Origin of the sequence: Mycobacterium sp. IS-1264 (genome assembly GCF_001954195.1) — a bacterium.
GTDB lineage: Bacteria > Actinomycetota > Actinomycetes > Mycobacteriales > Mycobacteriaceae > Mycobacterium.
In genome coordinates this window covers 52,872-67,757 of sequence record NZ_MBES01000068.1, presented here as the reverse complement: position 1 = coordinate 67,757, position 14,886 = coordinate 52,872, and the positions used below count along the sequence as shown (strand labels likewise).

Below are 14,886 nucleotides of genomic sequence, written 5' to 3'. Positions count from 1 at the left end.
TGCAAATGATGCTCTTGTTGTCTTTGGCGCTTTCCGAGAAGTCTGTGATTTGCGTCGCCTGTCCGCGCTAAGCCATAGGAGACCGAGTCGAATGACACGCACCCCCCGTGGCTTCTCCGTGCGATCACTCGCCAGGCTGCTCCGGCCGGTCGTCCCGTCGGTCGTCTGTGTCGCGCTGTTGGTCTGCACCCCGGGTCTGGCAAACGGCGATCCCAACGCCGACAAATTGGCCGCGCTGATCGCGAACGTCGCCAAGGCCAACCAGCGCATGCAAGACCTCAGCGCCGAAATCCAGACCGCGCAGGAAAGCGTCAACAAGGCTCTGGTCGACGTGGAGACGGCGCGGGATAACGAGACCGCCGCCCAACACGACCTCGACGCCAGTCAGCAGGGGGTCAAAGACGCCAATGCGGCGATCGCTGCGGCGCAGCACCGCTTCAATACCTTCGCGGCGGCCACCTATATGAATGGGCCGTCGGGCGCCTACCTGACCGCGACCAGCCCCGAAGACATCATCTCCACCGAAACGGCGGCGAGGACCCTGACCGCGAGCTCGCAAGCGGTGATGGACAACCTGCAGCGGACCAGGACCGATCAGGTCAACAAGGAGTCGGCGGCGCGGCTGGCCAAACAGAAGGCGGACAAGGCCGCGGCCGATGCGAAGGCCAGCCAGGACGCCGCGGTGGCCGCGCTCACCGACTCGAAGCGCAAGTTCGACGAACAGCGCGGGGAGGCCAGTCGACTGGCGGCCGAGCGCGATGAGGCGCAGGCCAAACTCCAGCAGGCCAGGCTCGAGGCCGCTCATTGGTCGGCAGGGGCGGGCGGGCCCGGAGTCCCGGCGTCCGGCGACCGATGGGACCCCGGTGCACCGGGCGGTGCGCCGCCCGTCGGCGGACGGCAGTGGGACGGCTGGGATCCGACGCTGCCGATGATCCCCAGCGCCAACGTCCCCGGCGACCCGATCGCGGTCATCAACCAGGTTCTCGGCATCTCGGCGACCTCGACGCAGGTCACCGCCGGCATGGGGCGCAGCTTCCTGCAGCAGCTGGGCATCCTCAAGCCCGACGACACCGGCATCACCAACGCCACCCCGAACGGCACCAGCCGCATCCCGCGGGTGTATGGGCGGCAGGCCACCGAGTACGTGATCCGCCGCGGCATGTCGCAGATCGGCGTGCCCTATTCCTGGGGTGGTGGCAACGCCGCCGGGCCCAGCAAGGGAATCGACTCCGGCGCCGGGATCACCGGCTTCGACTGTTCGGGTTTGGTCTTGTATTCGTTCGCCGGCGTCGGCATCAAGCTGCCGCACTACTCGGGTTCGCAGTACAACCTGGGCCGCAAAATCCCGTCGTCACAGATGCGCCGCGGCGACGTCATCTTCTACGGCCCCGGCGGCAGCCAGCACGTGACGATCTATCTCGGCGACGGCCAGATGCTCGAGGCGCCCGACATCGGCCTGAAGGTACGCGTCGCGCCCGTGCGCACCAGCGGCATGACGCCCTATGTGGTCCGCTACATCGATTGGTGACGAGGAGCTATGCGGCATAAGCGTTTTCGCGCAATCAACTTGGCTTCCATGCTGGGGGTGCTCCCCGCGGTGGTGACCGGGCTGATGTTGTCTGTCGCCGCGCCCGCTCCCTTGGCTAGCGCCGATCCCGGCCAGTGGGACCCCACCCTGCCCGCCACCATCAGTGCCGGCGCTCCGGGAGATCCGCTCGCCGTCGCCAACCAGTCGCTGGCGGCCACGGCGCAGGCTACCCAGACCACGCTGGATCTGGGCAAGCAATTTCTCGGCACGCTGGGGATCAACCTTGGCGGCGATCCCGCTCCGTCCGCCGCGCCCCCCACCAACCCCGGCGGCAAGATCCCGCGGGTCTATGGCCGGCAGGCCATCGAGTACGTGATCAAGCGCATGGGCTCGCAGATGGGCGTGCCCTATTCCTGGGGCGGCGGTTCGCTGGACGGCCCCAGCAAGGGCGTGGGCGACGGCGCCAACATCAACGGCTTCGACTGCTCGGGCCTGATGCGTTACGGCTTCGCCGGGGTCGGCGTGCTGATCCCGCGGTTCTCGGGTGACCAGTACAACGCCGGACGCCACATTCCGCCCAGCGAGGCCAGGCGCGGCGACCTGATCTTCTACGGCCCCGGCGGCGGCCAGCACGTCACGATGTACCTGGGCAACGGCCAGATGCTCGAGGCTTCCAGCCTCGCCGGCAAAGTGACGGTCAGCCCGGTTCGTACCCCCGGGATGACGCCGTTCCTGACTAGGATCATCGAGTACTGATCGCGGGGCCAGCGAGCCATCGGCTGGGCGAGCGTCGACGGGAACCGGCAGGCCTGGAATAGTTGGACGAGGGCACGTCGCTGCCCGGCAGTCGTGTCCGATTGAACGTGGAGGGTTCTTGATGACATCAGCAGGTGGGCCGCCCCCGGGCGCCAGCGGTTACTCGGGCCAGGGCGGGCAATCCGGCTCACCGGCCCATCAGGCGCCCTCGAGCGGCGGCGCCGACGGACTGGCCGCCGAGGTACACACGCTCGAACGCGCCATCTTCGAGGTCAAGCGGATCATCGTCGGCCAGGACCAGCTGGTGGAGCGAATGCTGGTCGGCCTGCTGTCCAAGGGGCATGTGCTGCTCGAGGGTGTTCCCGGCGTGGCCAAGACGCTGGCCGTGGAGACCTTCGCGCGCGTGGTCGGCGGGACGTTCGCCCGCATTCAGTTCACGCCCGACCTGGTGCCCACCGACATCATCGGTACCCGCATCTACCGGCAGGGCAAGGAGGAGTTCGACACCGAGCTCGGCCCGGTGGTGGTCAACTTCCTGCTCGCCGACGAGATCAACCGCGCGCCGGCGAAGGTGCAGTCGGCGCTGCTGGAGGTCATGCAGGAACGCCACGTGTCGATCGGCGGCAAGACCTTCCCGCTGCCCAACCCGTTCCTGGTGATGGCCACGCAGAACCCGATCGAGCACGAGGGCGTCTATCCGTTGCCCGAGGCGCAGCGGGACCGCTTCCTGTTCAAGATCAACGTCGGCTACCCGTCAGCCGAAGAGGAGCGGGAGATCATCTACCGGATGGGGGTGAGCCCGCCGCAGCCCAAGCAGATCCTGAATACGGGCGACCTGGTGCGGCTGCAGGAGATCGCGGCCAACGTCTTCGTCCATCACGCGCTGGTCGACTATGTGGTGCGCGTCGTGATGGCCACCCGTTACCCCGAGCAGCTGGGGATGAACGACGTGAAGACCTGGGTCGCTTTCGGGGCGTCCCCGCGTGCGTCGCTGGGCATCATCGCCGGCGCGCGCTCGCTGGCGCTGGTGCGCGGCCGCGACTACGTGATCCCGCAGGACGTCGTCGAGGTCATTCCCGACGTGCTGCGGCACCGGTTGGTGCTGACCTACGATGCGCTCGCCGACGAGATCTCGCCGGAGATCGTGATCAACCGCGTCCTGCAGACCGTCGCCCTGCCGCAGGTGAATGCCGTTCCCCAGCAAGGTCATTCGGTGCCTCCGGTGATGCAGACTGTGGCGGCTAGCGGTCGGTGACCGATCCCAAACCGACGCGCGCGGTCGTCCACCCGCCGTCATTCGAGCGCGGGCAGATAGACGACCCGAAGCTGGCGGCGGCGCTGCGCAACCTCGAGCTGACCGTCAAGCGCAAGCTCGACGGTGTTCTGCACGGCGACCATCTCGGCCTGATTCCTGGACCGGGGTCGGAGCCGGGGGAGTCGCGGGAGTACCAGCCCGGCGACGACGTCCGGCGGATGGACTGGGCCGTCACGGCCCGCACCACGCACCCGCACGTCCGCCAGATGATCGCCGACCGCGAACTGGAGACCTGGTTGGTGATCGACATGTCGGCCAGCCTGGACTTCGGCACCACGGTCTGCGAAAAACGTGACCTGGCGGTGGCGGCCGCGGCGGCCATCACGTTCCTCAACAGCGGCGGCGGCAACCGGATCGGTGCGATCGTCGCCACCGGCGCGACCATCACCCGGGTCCCGGCCCGCTCGGGACGCCAGCACGAGCAGACGCTGTTGCGGACCATCGCGACGACGCCGAAGGCGCCGGTCGGCGTCCGGGGGGATCTGGCGACCGCGATCGACGCGCTGCGCCGGCCGGAACGCCGTCGTGGAATGGCGGTGATCATCAGCGACTTCCTCGGCCCGATCAACTGGATGCGCCCGCTGCGGGCGATCGCGGCCCGCCACGAGGTGCTCGCGATCGAGGTGCTCGATCCCCGCGATGTCGAACTGCCCGACGTCGGTGATGTCGTGCTGCAGGACGCCGAAACCGGGGTCACCCGCGAATTCACGATCGACGCCCAGCTGCGCGACGACTTCGCCAAGGCGGCCGCGGCGCATCGCACCGAGGTGTCTCGCACGATTCGTGGTTGCGGCGCACCGGTTTTGACGCTGCGCACCGACCGGGACTGGATCGCCGACATCGTTCGCTTCGTCGAGTCCCGCCGGCGCGGGGCGATGGCGGGCCGCCAGTGACGCTGCCGTTGTTCGGCCCGATGTCGTTGTCCGGCTTCGAACACGCGTGGTTTTTCCTGTTCTTTTTCGTGGTCTTCGGCCTGGCCGCGCTGTATGTCCTGATGCAGTTGGCGCGGCAGCGCCGCATGCTGCGGTTCGCCAACATGGAGCTGCTGGAAAGCGTCGCCCCCAAGCGGCCCGCCAAGTGGCGGCATGTGCCGGCGATCCTGCTGGTGGCGTCGCTGGTGCTGTTCACCATCGCGATGGCGGGGCCGACGAACGACGTCCGGATCCCGCGCAACCGCGCGGTGGTGATGCTGGTCATCGACGTGTCGCAGTCGATGCGGGCCACCGACGTGCAGCCCAACCGGATGGCGGCCGCGCAGGAGGCGGCCAAGCAGTTCGCCGACGAGCTGACGCCGGGGATCAACCTGGGGCTGATCGAATATGCCGGGACCGCGACGGTGTTGGTGCAACCGACGACCAACCGGGAGGCGACGAAGATCGGGCTGGACAAGCTGCAGTTCGCCGACCGCACCGCCACGGGAGAGGGCATCTTCACCGCGCTGCAGGCCATCGCGACGGTCGGCGCGGTGATCGGCGGCGGGGACAAACCGCCGCCGGCGCGCATCGTGCTGTTCTCCGACGGCAAGGAGACGATGCCGACCAACCCGGACAATCCGAAGGGCGCCTTCACCGCCGCGCGCACCGCCAAGGATCAGGGCGTGCCGATCTCGACGATCTCCTTCGGCACCCCGTACGGCTTCGTCGAGATCAACGACCAGCGCCAGCCGGTGCCCGTCGACGACTCCACGATGAAAAAGGTCGCCGAGCTATCCGGCGGAAGTTGGTACAACGCGGGCAGCTTGGAGGAACTGAAGTCCGTGTACGCGACGCTGCAGCAGCAGATCGGCTACGAGACGATCAAGGGCGACGCGAGCGTGGGCTGGGTGCGGCTGGGTGCGCTGGTGCTGGCATTGGCCGCGCTGGCGGCGCTGCTGATCAACCGCCGGCTGCCCACCTGACTTTGCCGCGCCGTGTGTCGCCTCGATTTCGCCGAGCGTGAAGCCACGGCGAAAATTCGGGCCGGATTTCGCCGTAGCTTCACGTTCGGCAGCCCGGCCAGCCGATTTCGGGCGTGCCGCGGTGAGACGCTAAGTTGGCCGGGTGACTGACACAGCCACTGGGAAGGCCACCGAGATCGCCGCCGAGGGCGGCAAACCCGCATTCGTATCCCGTTCCGTCCTGGTGACGGGCGGAAACCGGGGGATCGGTCTGGCCATCGCACAGCGGCTGGCCGCCGACGGCCACAAGGTGGCCGTCACGCACCGCGGATCCGGGGCGCCCGAGGGACTCTTCGGCGTCGAGTGCGACGTCACCGACAACGACGCCGTCGATCGCGCCTTCAAAGAGGTCGAGGAGCACCAGGGCGCGATCGAGGTGCTGGTGTCCAACGCCGGCATCTCCAAGGACGCGTTCCTCATCCGGATGACCGAGGAGCGGTTCGAAGAGGTCATCAACACCAACCTCACCGGGGCGTTCCGGGTGACCCAGCGCGCGGCGCGCAGCATGCAGAAAAAGCGGTTCGGCCGGATCATCTACATCGGCTCGGTGTCCGGCAGCTGGGGCATTGGCAACCAGTCCAACTACGCGGCCGCCAAGGCCGGGCTGATCGGCATGGCCCGCTCGATCTCCCGGGAGCTGTCCAAGGCCGGGGTGACCGCGAATGTGGTTGCCCCGGGCTACATCGACACCGAGATGACCCGCGCGCTGGACGAGCGGATCCAGGCGGGCGCGCTCGAGTTCATCCCCGCGAAGCGCGTCGGCACCGCCGCCGAGGTGGCCGGGGTGGTCAGCTTCCTCGCGTCCGAGGACGCGAGCTACATCGCCGGTGCGGTCATCCCGGTCGACGGCGGCATGGGCATGGGCCACTGAGGCCCCGGATATAAGGACGGACATGACAGGACTGCTCGAAGGCAAACGGGTTCTCGTCTCCGGGATCATCACCGACTCGTCGATCGCGTTCCACATCGCAAAGGCGGCACAAGAGGCGGGGGCGCAGCTGGTGCTGACCGGATTCGACCGGTTGCGGCTGATCCAGCGCATCGCCGACCGGCTTCCGGAGAAGGCCCCGCTGATCGAACTCGACGTGCAGAACCAGGAGCACCTGGACAGCCTGGCCGAACGGGTGACGGCGGAAATCGGCGAGGGCAACAAGCTCGACGGTGTCGTGCATTCGATCGGGTTCATGCCGCAGACCGGCATGGGCATCAACCCGTTCTTCGACGCGCCCTACGAGGATGTCTCCAAGGGCATCCACATCTCCGCGTACTCGTACGCGTCGCTGGCCAAGGCGCTGCTGCCGATCATGAACCCCGGCGGCTCCATCGTCGGTATGGACTTCGACCCGACCCGGGCGATGCCGGCCTATAACTGGATGACGGTCGCCAAGAGTGCGCTGGAATCGGTCAACAGGTTCGTGGCGCGTGAGGCCGGCAAGTTCGGTGTGCGGTCCAATCTCGTTGCCGCGGGCCCGATCCGGACGCTCGCGATGAGCGCGATCGTGGGCGGAGCGCTGGGCGAGGAGGCCGGCGCCCAGATGCAGCTGCTGGAAGAGGGCTGGGACCAGCGCGCCCCGATCGGCTGGAACATGAAGGATCCGACGCCCGTCGCCAAGACGGTCTGCGCGCTGCTGTCCGATTGGCTGCCGGCGACCACCGGAACCGTCATCTACGCCGACGGCGGCGCCAGCACCCAATTGCTCTAGACGGCAATGGAATTCGACGCGGTCCTGCTGCTGTCGTTCGGCGGACCGGAGGGGCCGGAGCAGGTCCGGCCATTCCTGGAGAATGTCACCCGGGGCCGGAATGTGCCGCCCGAGCGGCTGGACGACGTCGCAGAGCATTACCTGCATTTCGGTGGGGTATCGCCGATCAACGGCATCAACCGGGCGCTGATCGCGCAGCTTCAGGCCGAACAGGACCTGCCGGTCTATTTCGGCAACCGCAATTGGGAACCCTATGTCGAAGAGTCCGTTGCAACGATGCGGGACAACGGTATTCGTCGTGCGGCGGTGTTCACGACGTCGGCGTGGAGCGGTTACTCCAGTTGCACGCAGTATGTGGAGGACATTGCGCGGGCGAGGCGGGTCACCGGCCCGGAGGCGCCCGAGTTGGTGAAGCTGCGGCCGTACTTCGACCATCCCCTTTTCGTCGAGATGTTCGCCGACGCCATCGCGGCCGCCGCCGACACCCTGCCCGCCGGGCTACGCGACGACGCGCGGCTGGTGTTCACCGCACATTCGGTCCCGGTGGCCGCCGACCAGCGCTGCGGCCCGCAGCTCTACAGCCGCCAAGTCGCTTACGCCGCAAGGCTGGTCGCGGCGGCCGCCGGATACAGCGAGTACGACCTGGCGTGGCAGTCCCGATCGGGCCCGCCCGAGGTGCCGTGGCTGGAACCCGATGTCGCCGACCATCTCACGATGCTGGCCACCGCGGGTGCCGGGGCCGTCGTCGTCTGCCCGATCGGGTTCGTCTCCGATCACATCGAGGTGGTGTGGGATCTCGACCGGGAGTTGCGATCACAAGCCGAGGCGACGGGGATGGCGTTCGCCCGCGCCACGACACCGAACGCCGATCGGCGATTCGCCCGGCTGGCCGCGGGTTTGATCGACGAACTGCGGTTCGACCGTGCGCCGGCCCGGGTGAGTGGGGCCGATCCGGTGCCCGGGTGCCTCGCCAGCGTGAACGGCGAGCCGTGCCGTCCGCCGCATTGCGTTGCGGCCGAATACGGTTAGTCGTCCCAGGCCGAGTGCAGGATCGCGGTGACCGCAGCAATCCGCGCGGAACGCACCACCGTGGTCAGCGGCCGCAGCGCATCGCTTGCGATCCGGGCCTCCGACGACGACTGCGGCCCGGCGGCCCCGGGCGACCGGCTGAGCCCGGCACTGACGGCGATGATCGCGTCGACGTGCGCGGCGTTCTCCAGTACTCGCAACGCGCGTGACGGCGCATGGTCCGGAATCCGGTGTTGGCGGGTGGATTCCAGGAGCTGCTCGACAAGCCCGCGCGGATCGTCGACGTCGGCCGCGGCGGATCCCAGGCCGATGGTGCCCAGCGCATCGGCGGCCGACCGCACGGCCGACCGTAATCCGTATTCGGCGTCGCCCAGCTCGTGGTGGTCGAATACGGGTGCGCCGGGCAGCGAGTACACCGTCCAGGACAGTGCGGACAGTTCGGGGAGGGCCGGCTCACTGTCGACGGGGTCGTCCTCGGCATCGCCGTAGCGGAACTCGGGCACCAGGCCCACGGCCGTGGCGGCGTCGTCGGGGTTGCTGATGATCACTGCCTCGCGCGCGGTCAGGGCGTCGTGCTCGAACTGCGTGCCCGCGGCCAGCCCGCGCACGTCGCCGGGCACCGGCAAAACCAGGTTGATCGTTCCGCGCAACCCGCGCGGGGCAGCCGCCGACGTTGTCGGCCGGCCGACCGCGGCACGCAGCGTCTGCAACAACGAGACCGTTCCGGCGTCGTGGACCTCGGGCCAGGGCAGCCCGGTGTGGCCCGCGGCGACGGCATCATACGCGGTAACCGATTGCTTTGGTGCCCATAGGGATAACGCGTCCAAAACGTCGTCGGGCGCGGCCCTGCCCGCGAGCCAGGCGTTGGCCCACACGGACAGGGAAACACTCGGACACCACATGATCTCGCAGTGTAGTTGTTTGGCCCGGCAAAGGCCGATCACGCGTATTCTGGCCGCATGGCGGTCGCTGTGATCTGGCTAATATTCGCGCTGGTGCTGGCCGGCGCGGAGGCGCTCAGCGGCCATATGTTCTTGCTGATGCTCGGCGGCGGTGCGCTGGCCGCGTCGGGAACCAGCTGGCTGACGGATGCGCCGCTCTGGGTCGACGGGGCCGTGTTCTTGATCGTGTCCGTGCTGCTGCTGGCGCTGGTGCGGCCGGCGCTGCGGCGGCGGCTGACACCCCCGGAGACCCTGCCGACGGGCATCAAGGCGCTGGAGGGCAAGAGTGCGCTGGTGCTCGATCGGATTGCCCGCGATGCGGGCCGGGTGAAACTTGACGGCCAGGTTTGGACGGCTCGCCCGCTCAACGACGGCGATGTGTACGAACCGGGCGAGTCGGTGACCGTCACGCACATCGACGGCGCTACGGCTGTGGTTTTCCGGAACGTGTAGCAAGTCGACATAGACGCTGCGAGAAACGCTGCGAGAGAAAGGAACTCCGGTGCAAGGTGGTGCGGTAGCTGGTTTGGTGTTGCTGGCCGTCCTGGTGATCTTCGCGATCATCGTGGTGGCCAAGTCGGTGGCGTTGATACCGCAGGCCGAAGCCGCGGTGATCGAACGGCTGGGTCGGTACAGCCGCACCGTCAGCGGACAGCTGACGTTGCTGGTGCCGTTCATCGACCGCGTCCGGGCGCGCGTGGACCTGCGCGAGCGGGTGGTGTCGTTCCCGCCGCAGCCGGTGATCACCGAGGACAACCTGACATTGAACATCGACACCGTGGTCTACTTCCAGGTCACCGTCCCGCAGGCGGCGGTCTATGAGATCAGCAACTACATCGTCGGCGTCGAACAGCTCACCACGACCACGCTGCGCAACGTCGTCGGTGGCATGACCCTGGAGCAGACGCTGACCTCCCGTGACCAGATCAACGCCCAGCTGCGCGGCGTACTCGACGAGGCGACCGGCCGCTGGGGCCTGCGGGTAGCCCGGGTCGAACTGCGCAGCATCGACCCGCCGCCGTCGATTCAGGCCTCGATGGAAAAGCAGATGAAGGCCGACCGGGAGAAGCGGGCGATGATCCTGACCGCCGAGGGCATGCGCGAGTCGTCGATCAAGGAAGCGGAGGGCGCCAAGCAGGCCCAGATCCTGGCGGCCGAAGGCGCCAAGCAGGCCGCGATTCTGGCCGCCGAGGCCGAACGGCAGTCCCGGATGTTGCGCGCCCAGGGCGAGCGCGCCGCGGCGTACCTGCAGGCGCAGGGGCAGGCCAAGGCCATCGAGAAGACGTTCGCCGCGATCAAGGCCGGCAGGCCGACCCCGGAGATGCTGGCCTATCAGTACCTGCAGACGCTGCCGGAGATGGCGCGCGGTGAGGCCAACAAAGTGTGGGTGGTGCCCAGCGATTTCAGCGCGGCGTTGCAGGGGTTCACCAGGCTGCTGGGCACGCCGGGTCAGGACGGGGTGTTCCGGTTCGAGCCGTCGCCGGTCGACGACACGCCCAAGCATGCGTCCGACGACGACGCCGACGTCGCCGACTGGTTCTCGACCGACACCGACCCGGCGATCGCTCAGGCGGTCGCCAAGGCCGAGGCGATAGCCCGCCAGCCGGTGGACGGCCAACCGGGCACGGCACCGCCGGAGTTGACTCAATAGGATTGCCGGACGGGCGCTTTGGCTTCGCCGAAGGCCTAATCCAGACGCAACTCGACCATCGGCAGCGGCGTGTCGGTGTCGGTGATCCGTTCCCCGAGCGTGTCTTCGAGCACGGGCCGGAATCGCTCCCACGAACGCGGATGCCTGCCGCGGTAGGCGGCCAGCACCCGGTCGGTCTCGGCTTGGTCGAGGACCCGCGCGGTGGCGCGCCGCGGCGCATGGCTGCCGACGTATACCCGGACCCGCGGGTTGGCCTGAATGTTGCTGAACCACTGCGCTTTTCGGCCGAATCCGGAGGCGACGACGTAGACGTCGGCGGACGGGTGATCGACCACCTCCAACACGGCGTAGCGCGGCGCGCCGGACTTGCGGCCGATGTGTTCGAGCATCAGGATGCGCGAGCCGAACAACCCGCCCGCGCGGGCCCGATACATCCAGACCGGCGCGCGCACGAGCCGCCGCGATCGCAGCAGCCGGGCGCCGGTGCGGGCGAACAGGGATAGGGAGTGCGTTTCGGGCATGTTTCCATCCTTCCAGCGCCGGGCCGACGGCGTAGGCGCCGCGAGTTTCGGGTATGGACACCCTCGATGAACCGGAAAGCGGGTCGCCGCCCGACCTGGACGCGGAACGACGTTCGCGTCGCCGATAGGCGCGCGACGCATCGGTCGATCCAGGGCACGGCGATCGGCAACTTCATGGAGGCGTACGACTTCACCCTCTTCAGCCTGGTTGCCACGCTCCTCGCCGAGACGTTCTATCCCGGGGAAAACTCCGGCGCGGGCAACTTGATCGCCACCTTCGGGACGATGACGGCGGGATTCGTCGTTCGGCCCCTCGGCGGGTTCATCTTCGGCCCGCTCGGCGATCGCATCGGGCGCAAGCCGGTCCTGGTGATGACGATCTCGCTGATGGCCGTGTGCGGGGCCGCCACCGGTGTACTGCCCGGATTCCACACGATCGGGGTCTGGGCACCCATCCTGCTCACGGTTATTCGCATCGGTCAGGGGCTGTCGTCGGGCGGCGAGTACGCGGGCGCCATGACGTTCATCGCCGAACACGCCCCGGATCACAAACGGGGGATGCTGGCCGGATTCCTGCCGGTGGGCACGCTCGCCGGCTTCGTCGTGGGCGCCACGCTGGTCACCGGGCTGCAGACCGCGCTGCCGAGCGCCGACATGCTGGCCTGGGGCTGGCGCATACCGTTTCTCCTGGCGGCACCGCTCGGCCTGATCGCGGTATACCTGCGCTCGCGGATCGACGAGTCGCCCGGATACGAGAAGGTGCACAAGGTCGCGTTGCCCATCTCCGTTCGCACCCAATTCGTGCTGACCGTCGTGCGGCAGTGGAAAGGGCTGCTCATCTGCCTTGGCGTGGAGCTCGCGGTCACCGACACCAGCTACATGGTCAGCGGATACGTGCCGACCTACCTCAAGAAGACCGCCGGCGTCGGGGATACCGCGGCCCTAGTGATGGTCCTGGTGGTGCTGGCCGTCCTGACGATCGGCGTGCTGCTCGTCGCGATGCTGTCGGACCGCATCGGTGTCAAACCGCTGATGTGGACGGGATGTGGCTTGCTCATCGCGGTTTCGTTACCGGCGTTCACGCTGATGCGGTTCGGCGGGGACTATCCGGCGAAGTTCGCCGGCGTCGCACTCGTCGGCCTGCCCATGCTGTTCCTGAGCAGCCTCGAGCCGGCGATCCTGCCCGCGTTGTTTCCCACCCATGTGCGCTACGGCGCGGTTTCGATCGGATTCAACATCGCGGTATCTGCCTTCGGCGGCACCACCCCGCTGCTGGCCCAGACACTCGTCACGGGGACCGGAAACCCGATGATGCCCGCGTACATGCTCATGTTCGCGGGTCTCGTCGGCGCCGTCACCCTGATCTTCACCCCGGAGGTGGCCGGCAAGCCGCTGCTGGGCTCCGGGCCCTCGGTCGATCCCGACGAGTTTCGCGACCTCGTCGGATCGCCGCGGCCGGAATAGCGGCGTTACGCGTGCGGGAGCGGCGGCACGGGCGTCGCAGGGACCACCGCCGGCGCGGTGCTCGACACCGAGGGAGCCGGATACACGCAACCGGGCCCGCTCGACGACAGCGGCGGCGGATAGGGCGGCGGAGGCAGCTGCACCCGGACCGTCCAGACCAAGCCGGTCACCGCGAAGACGGCGATCGCACCGATCACCAATCCGACCAGCCCGGCGCCGATTACCGCCGCGGAGGAAAACCGCCGTGGCGGGGGGTTATTCGAGTTCTCGGCGGTCATCTCGCTCCTTTTGTCACCGCGGTGAGGTTCCACTTGTCCAGCCAGGGCTGGACCAGCTCGGCGACGGAAAATTTGGCCGGAGCCGAGCACCCGGCGTCGGGTTTGGCGGGATTGAAACCGCGGATGTCGATGCCCACCGCGGTGGCGGTGCCGTCGCTTTGCATGAGATAGACGGGGCCGCCCGAATCGCCGCATTGGCCGGGCGCCGCAAACGTGACCTTGCTGTCGGTGACATCCAGGACCTGTCCACAGATGGCTTCGCCGGTGCTCATGCCGAACTTGCACACCTGCTGGCCGAATTGCAGTTCGCGCGCGACGCCGGAAACGGGCAGCGAACCGGCGATGGCCGAGGCCTGCGGCACGACGTCGCCGTCGAGCATGATCAGCCCGATGTCGTGTTCTTCGCTGCGAACTCCCTCGCTGACCGTCCGCGCGAACACGCCAAACGTCGTGTAGGGGAGGATGCCCGCGAGATTCAACACCACCTTGCTGGGTTGGCCGGGCCTGTTGCAGTGACCGGCGGTGAGAACGCCGGTCTGACCTGCTCCGGTGCGCACCAAAAACCCTGCGGTGCAACCCATTCCGCCCGAACCGTCGGCATACTCGACGTAGATGCCCACACCGGGGCCGATCGCACTGGCCGCGGGCAAGGCGATGGGTGATAGGGGCGGCGACGGGGGCGCTTGTCCTGGGTCGTCGGTCCTGGGCAGCAGGCACACGGCTGCCACCAGTGCGGCGGAGCTGAACACGATGGCCAGCGTCAGCAGCGAGGTATGCATTCTGGGGCGCCGCGGCTTGATCCGGTTGAGTAGGACGGGCAGGGCTGCGACCGTCACGACACCACGGCCCCCCGGCTCGCGAGCTCGCGCGCGCAAACCCTCACCATCCAGTAGATCTTTCAGGCAACGTGCGGCACGTTCAATAGCGCCGGCCGGTCAGCTGACCGCGGCCGGCTCGGCGGCGGGCTCGTCGTGCGGTGCGCGCCGCGCGGTGCGGCGGTGGTGTTGGCGAAAGTGACGTATCTCGATGACCAGCCCGGTCAGCCCCAAAGCGCCCGTGCATACCGAAACCAGGTACAGCAACGAGCTCGGGTGCCCGGCGAGCGCGTCGCCGAGGATCACCACGGCGGTGGTACCGGGCAGCAGGCCGCCCAGCGTGGCCAGCGTGTAGGGCAGCGCCCGCACGGCGGACGCGCCGGCAGCGTAGTTGATTGCCGAAAACGGCACGGCCGGAATCAACCGCAATGACAGGACGGCCAGCCAGCCCCGCTGCCGCAGCCGTTCGTCCACCGTGTCGATCGAACGGTGGCGCACCAGGCGGTTCAGCCGCCAGCCGGCCGCGCGCACCAGATACAGCGCGATCACCGCGCTGCAGGTGCTGGCGACCACCGCGATCAGCACCCCCAGCACCGGGCCGAACAGCAGCCCGGCCGCCAGGGTGAAGGCCGTTCGGGGGACCGGCACGACGGTGGCCACGATGTGCGCGAGCAGGAACGCCAACGGGAACCACGGGCCCACCGATTCCGCCCAATCACGCATCTGCACCGGCGACGGCAGCGGAAGCCAGGTGGCCGCGGCGGCCAGCGCTGTGATACCGACCACTGTCGCCACCACCCGCGGCCGGGACAGCTGGCGGGCGGTGGCGCCGATCGCGCAGCCGAGATCTCGCAGCGTATCGGTGATTTTGCCGGTGGCGGGGGCCGTCACGCGTCCTAAGGTTACGGGGCCGAGGTGAATAACTCGTTTCCCGTGGCTGGCGTTTCGC

The 14,886-nt window shown here is 68.3% G+C and carries 15 protein-coding genes and 1 pseudogene; 11 read left to right on the top strand and 5 right to left on the bottom strand.

All coding sequences use genetic code 11. From position 1 onward, the window contains the following. The first annotated feature begins 91 nt into the window (after window positions 1-91). From ripA to A5744_RS16780, 8 genes and pseudogenes are all read left to right on the top strand, one after another. Window positions 92-1,528 carry an NlpC/P60 family peptidoglycan endopeptidase RipA gene (gene ripA / locus A5744_RS16815; protein ID WP_076062889.1) on the top strand — a complete coding sequence of 479 codons (1,437 nt, stop codon included), beginning with the start codon at window positions 92-94 and terminating at the stop codon, window positions 1,526-1,528. Between the two features lie 9 nt (window positions 1,529-1,537). Next, window positions 1,538-2,284, top strand: coding sequence for an NlpC/P60 family peptidoglycan endopeptidase RipB (gene ripB, locus A5744_RS16810; RefSeq protein WP_076062888.1), 747 nt, complete (start codon window positions 1,538-1,540; stop codon window positions 2,282-2,284). 121 nt (window positions 2,285-2,405) lie between these two features. After that, complete coding sequence (locus A5744_RS16805) at window positions 2,406-3,539, top strand: MoxR family ATPase (protein ID WP_076062885.1); 1,134 nt, start codon at window positions 2,406-2,408, stop codon at window positions 3,537-3,539. Next, the gene (locus A5744_RS16800) at window positions 3,536-4,492 is read left to right on the top strand and encodes a DUF58 domain-containing protein (RefSeq protein WP_076062884.1); all 957 of its coding nucleotides are present in this window, start codon (window positions 3,536-3,538) and stop codon (window positions 4,490-4,492) included. Before A5744_RS16805 ends, A5744_RS16800 begins: the two co-directional genes overlap by 4 nt. Continuing rightward, window positions 4,489-5,496 carry a VWA domain-containing protein gene (locus A5744_RS16795; protein ID WP_076062882.1) on the top strand — a complete coding sequence of 336 codons (1,008 nt, stop codon included), beginning with the start codon at window positions 4,489-4,491 and terminating at the stop codon, window positions 5,494-5,496. The genes A5744_RS16800 and A5744_RS16795 overlap by 4 nt, the downstream gene beginning before the upstream one ends. A gap of 142 nt (window positions 5,497-5,638) precedes the next feature. Further along, the gene (locus A5744_RS16790) at window positions 5,639-6,406 is read left to right on the top strand and encodes a beta-ketoacyl-ACP reductase (RefSeq protein ID WP_076062881.1); all 768 of its coding nucleotides are present in this window, start codon (window positions 5,639-5,641) and stop codon (window positions 6,404-6,406) included. A gap of 22 nt (window positions 6,407-6,428) precedes the next feature. Next, window positions 6,429-7,238 carry an NADH-dependent enoyl-ACP reductase InhA gene (inhA, locus tag A5744_RS16785; protein WP_076062879.1) on the top strand — a complete coding sequence of 270 codons (810 nt, stop codon included), beginning with the start codon at window positions 6,429-6,431 and terminating at the stop codon, window positions 7,236-7,238. Window positions 7,239-7,244: 6 nt separating this feature from the next. Beyond that, a pseudogene (locus tag A5744_RS16780) lies at window positions 7,245-8,298 on the top strand (ferrochelatase). Here the strand turns inward: A5744_RS16780 and A5744_RS16775 are convergent. Continuing rightward, window positions 8,264-9,169, bottom strand: coding sequence for a hypothetical protein (locus A5744_RS16775; protein ID WP_076062875.1), 906 nt, complete (start codon window positions 9,167-9,169; stop codon window positions 8,264-8,266). The pseudogene A5744_RS16780 and the gene A5744_RS16775 overlap by 35 nt on opposite strands. A gap of 57 nt (window positions 9,170-9,226) precedes the next feature. Here A5744_RS16775 and A5744_RS16770 point away from each other — a divergent pair, with 57 nt between their 5' ends. Together A5744_RS16770 and A5744_RS16765 are read left to right on the top strand one after the other, a co-directional pair. Further along, window positions 9,227-9,661, top strand: coding sequence for an NfeD family protein (locus A5744_RS16770; protein WP_076062873.1), 435 nt, complete (start codon window positions 9,227-9,229; stop codon window positions 9,659-9,661). 49 nt (window positions 9,662-9,710) lie between these two features. Beyond that, the gene (locus A5744_RS16765) at window positions 9,711-10,859 is read left to right on the top strand and encodes an SPFH domain-containing protein (RefSeq protein ID WP_139329508.1); all 1,149 of its coding nucleotides are present in this window, start codon (window positions 9,711-9,713) and stop codon (window positions 10,857-10,859) included. 35 nt (window positions 10,860-10,894) lie between these two features. Here the strand turns inward: A5744_RS16765 and A5744_RS16760 are convergent, their stop codons facing one another. Continuing rightward, window positions 10,895-11,380, bottom strand: a complete 486-nt coding sequence (locus A5744_RS16760; RefSeq protein WP_076062870.1) for a nitroreductase family deazaflavin-dependent oxidoreductase — start codon at window positions 11,378-11,380, stop codon at window positions 10,895-10,897. A gap of 66 nt (window positions 11,381-11,446) precedes the next feature. Between A5744_RS16760 and A5744_RS16755 the strand changes: the two genes are divergently transcribed. Beyond that, entirely contained in the window at window positions 11,447-12,844 is a 1,398-nt protein-coding gene (locus A5744_RS16755; RefSeq protein ID WP_076062867.1) for an MFS transporter, read from the top strand. Window positions 12,845-12,849: 5 nt separating this feature from the next. Here A5744_RS16755 and A5744_RS16750 read toward each other — a convergent pair whose 3' ends face one another. From A5744_RS16750 to A5744_RS16740, 3 genes are all read right to left on the bottom strand, one after another. Beyond that, on the bottom strand, window positions 12,850-13,122 hold the full coding sequence (locus A5744_RS16750) for a hypothetical protein (protein ID WP_076062865.1): 273 nt from the start codon (window positions 13,120-13,122) through the stop codon (window positions 12,850-12,852). Beyond that, entirely contained in the window at window positions 13,119-13,901 is a 783-nt protein-coding gene (locus A5744_RS16745; RefSeq protein WP_346425766.1) for a trypsin-like serine protease, read from the bottom strand. The genes A5744_RS16750 and A5744_RS16745 overlap by 4 nt, the downstream gene beginning before the upstream one ends. Before the next feature lie 156 nt (window positions 13,902-14,057). Next, window positions 14,058-14,828 (bottom strand): TVP38/TMEM64 family protein, encoded by a 771-nt coding sequence (locus tag A5744_RS16740; RefSeq protein WP_076062864.1) that lies wholly within the window; start codon window positions 14,826-14,828, stop codon window positions 14,058-14,060. Window positions 14,829-14,886: the final 58 nt, after the last annotated feature.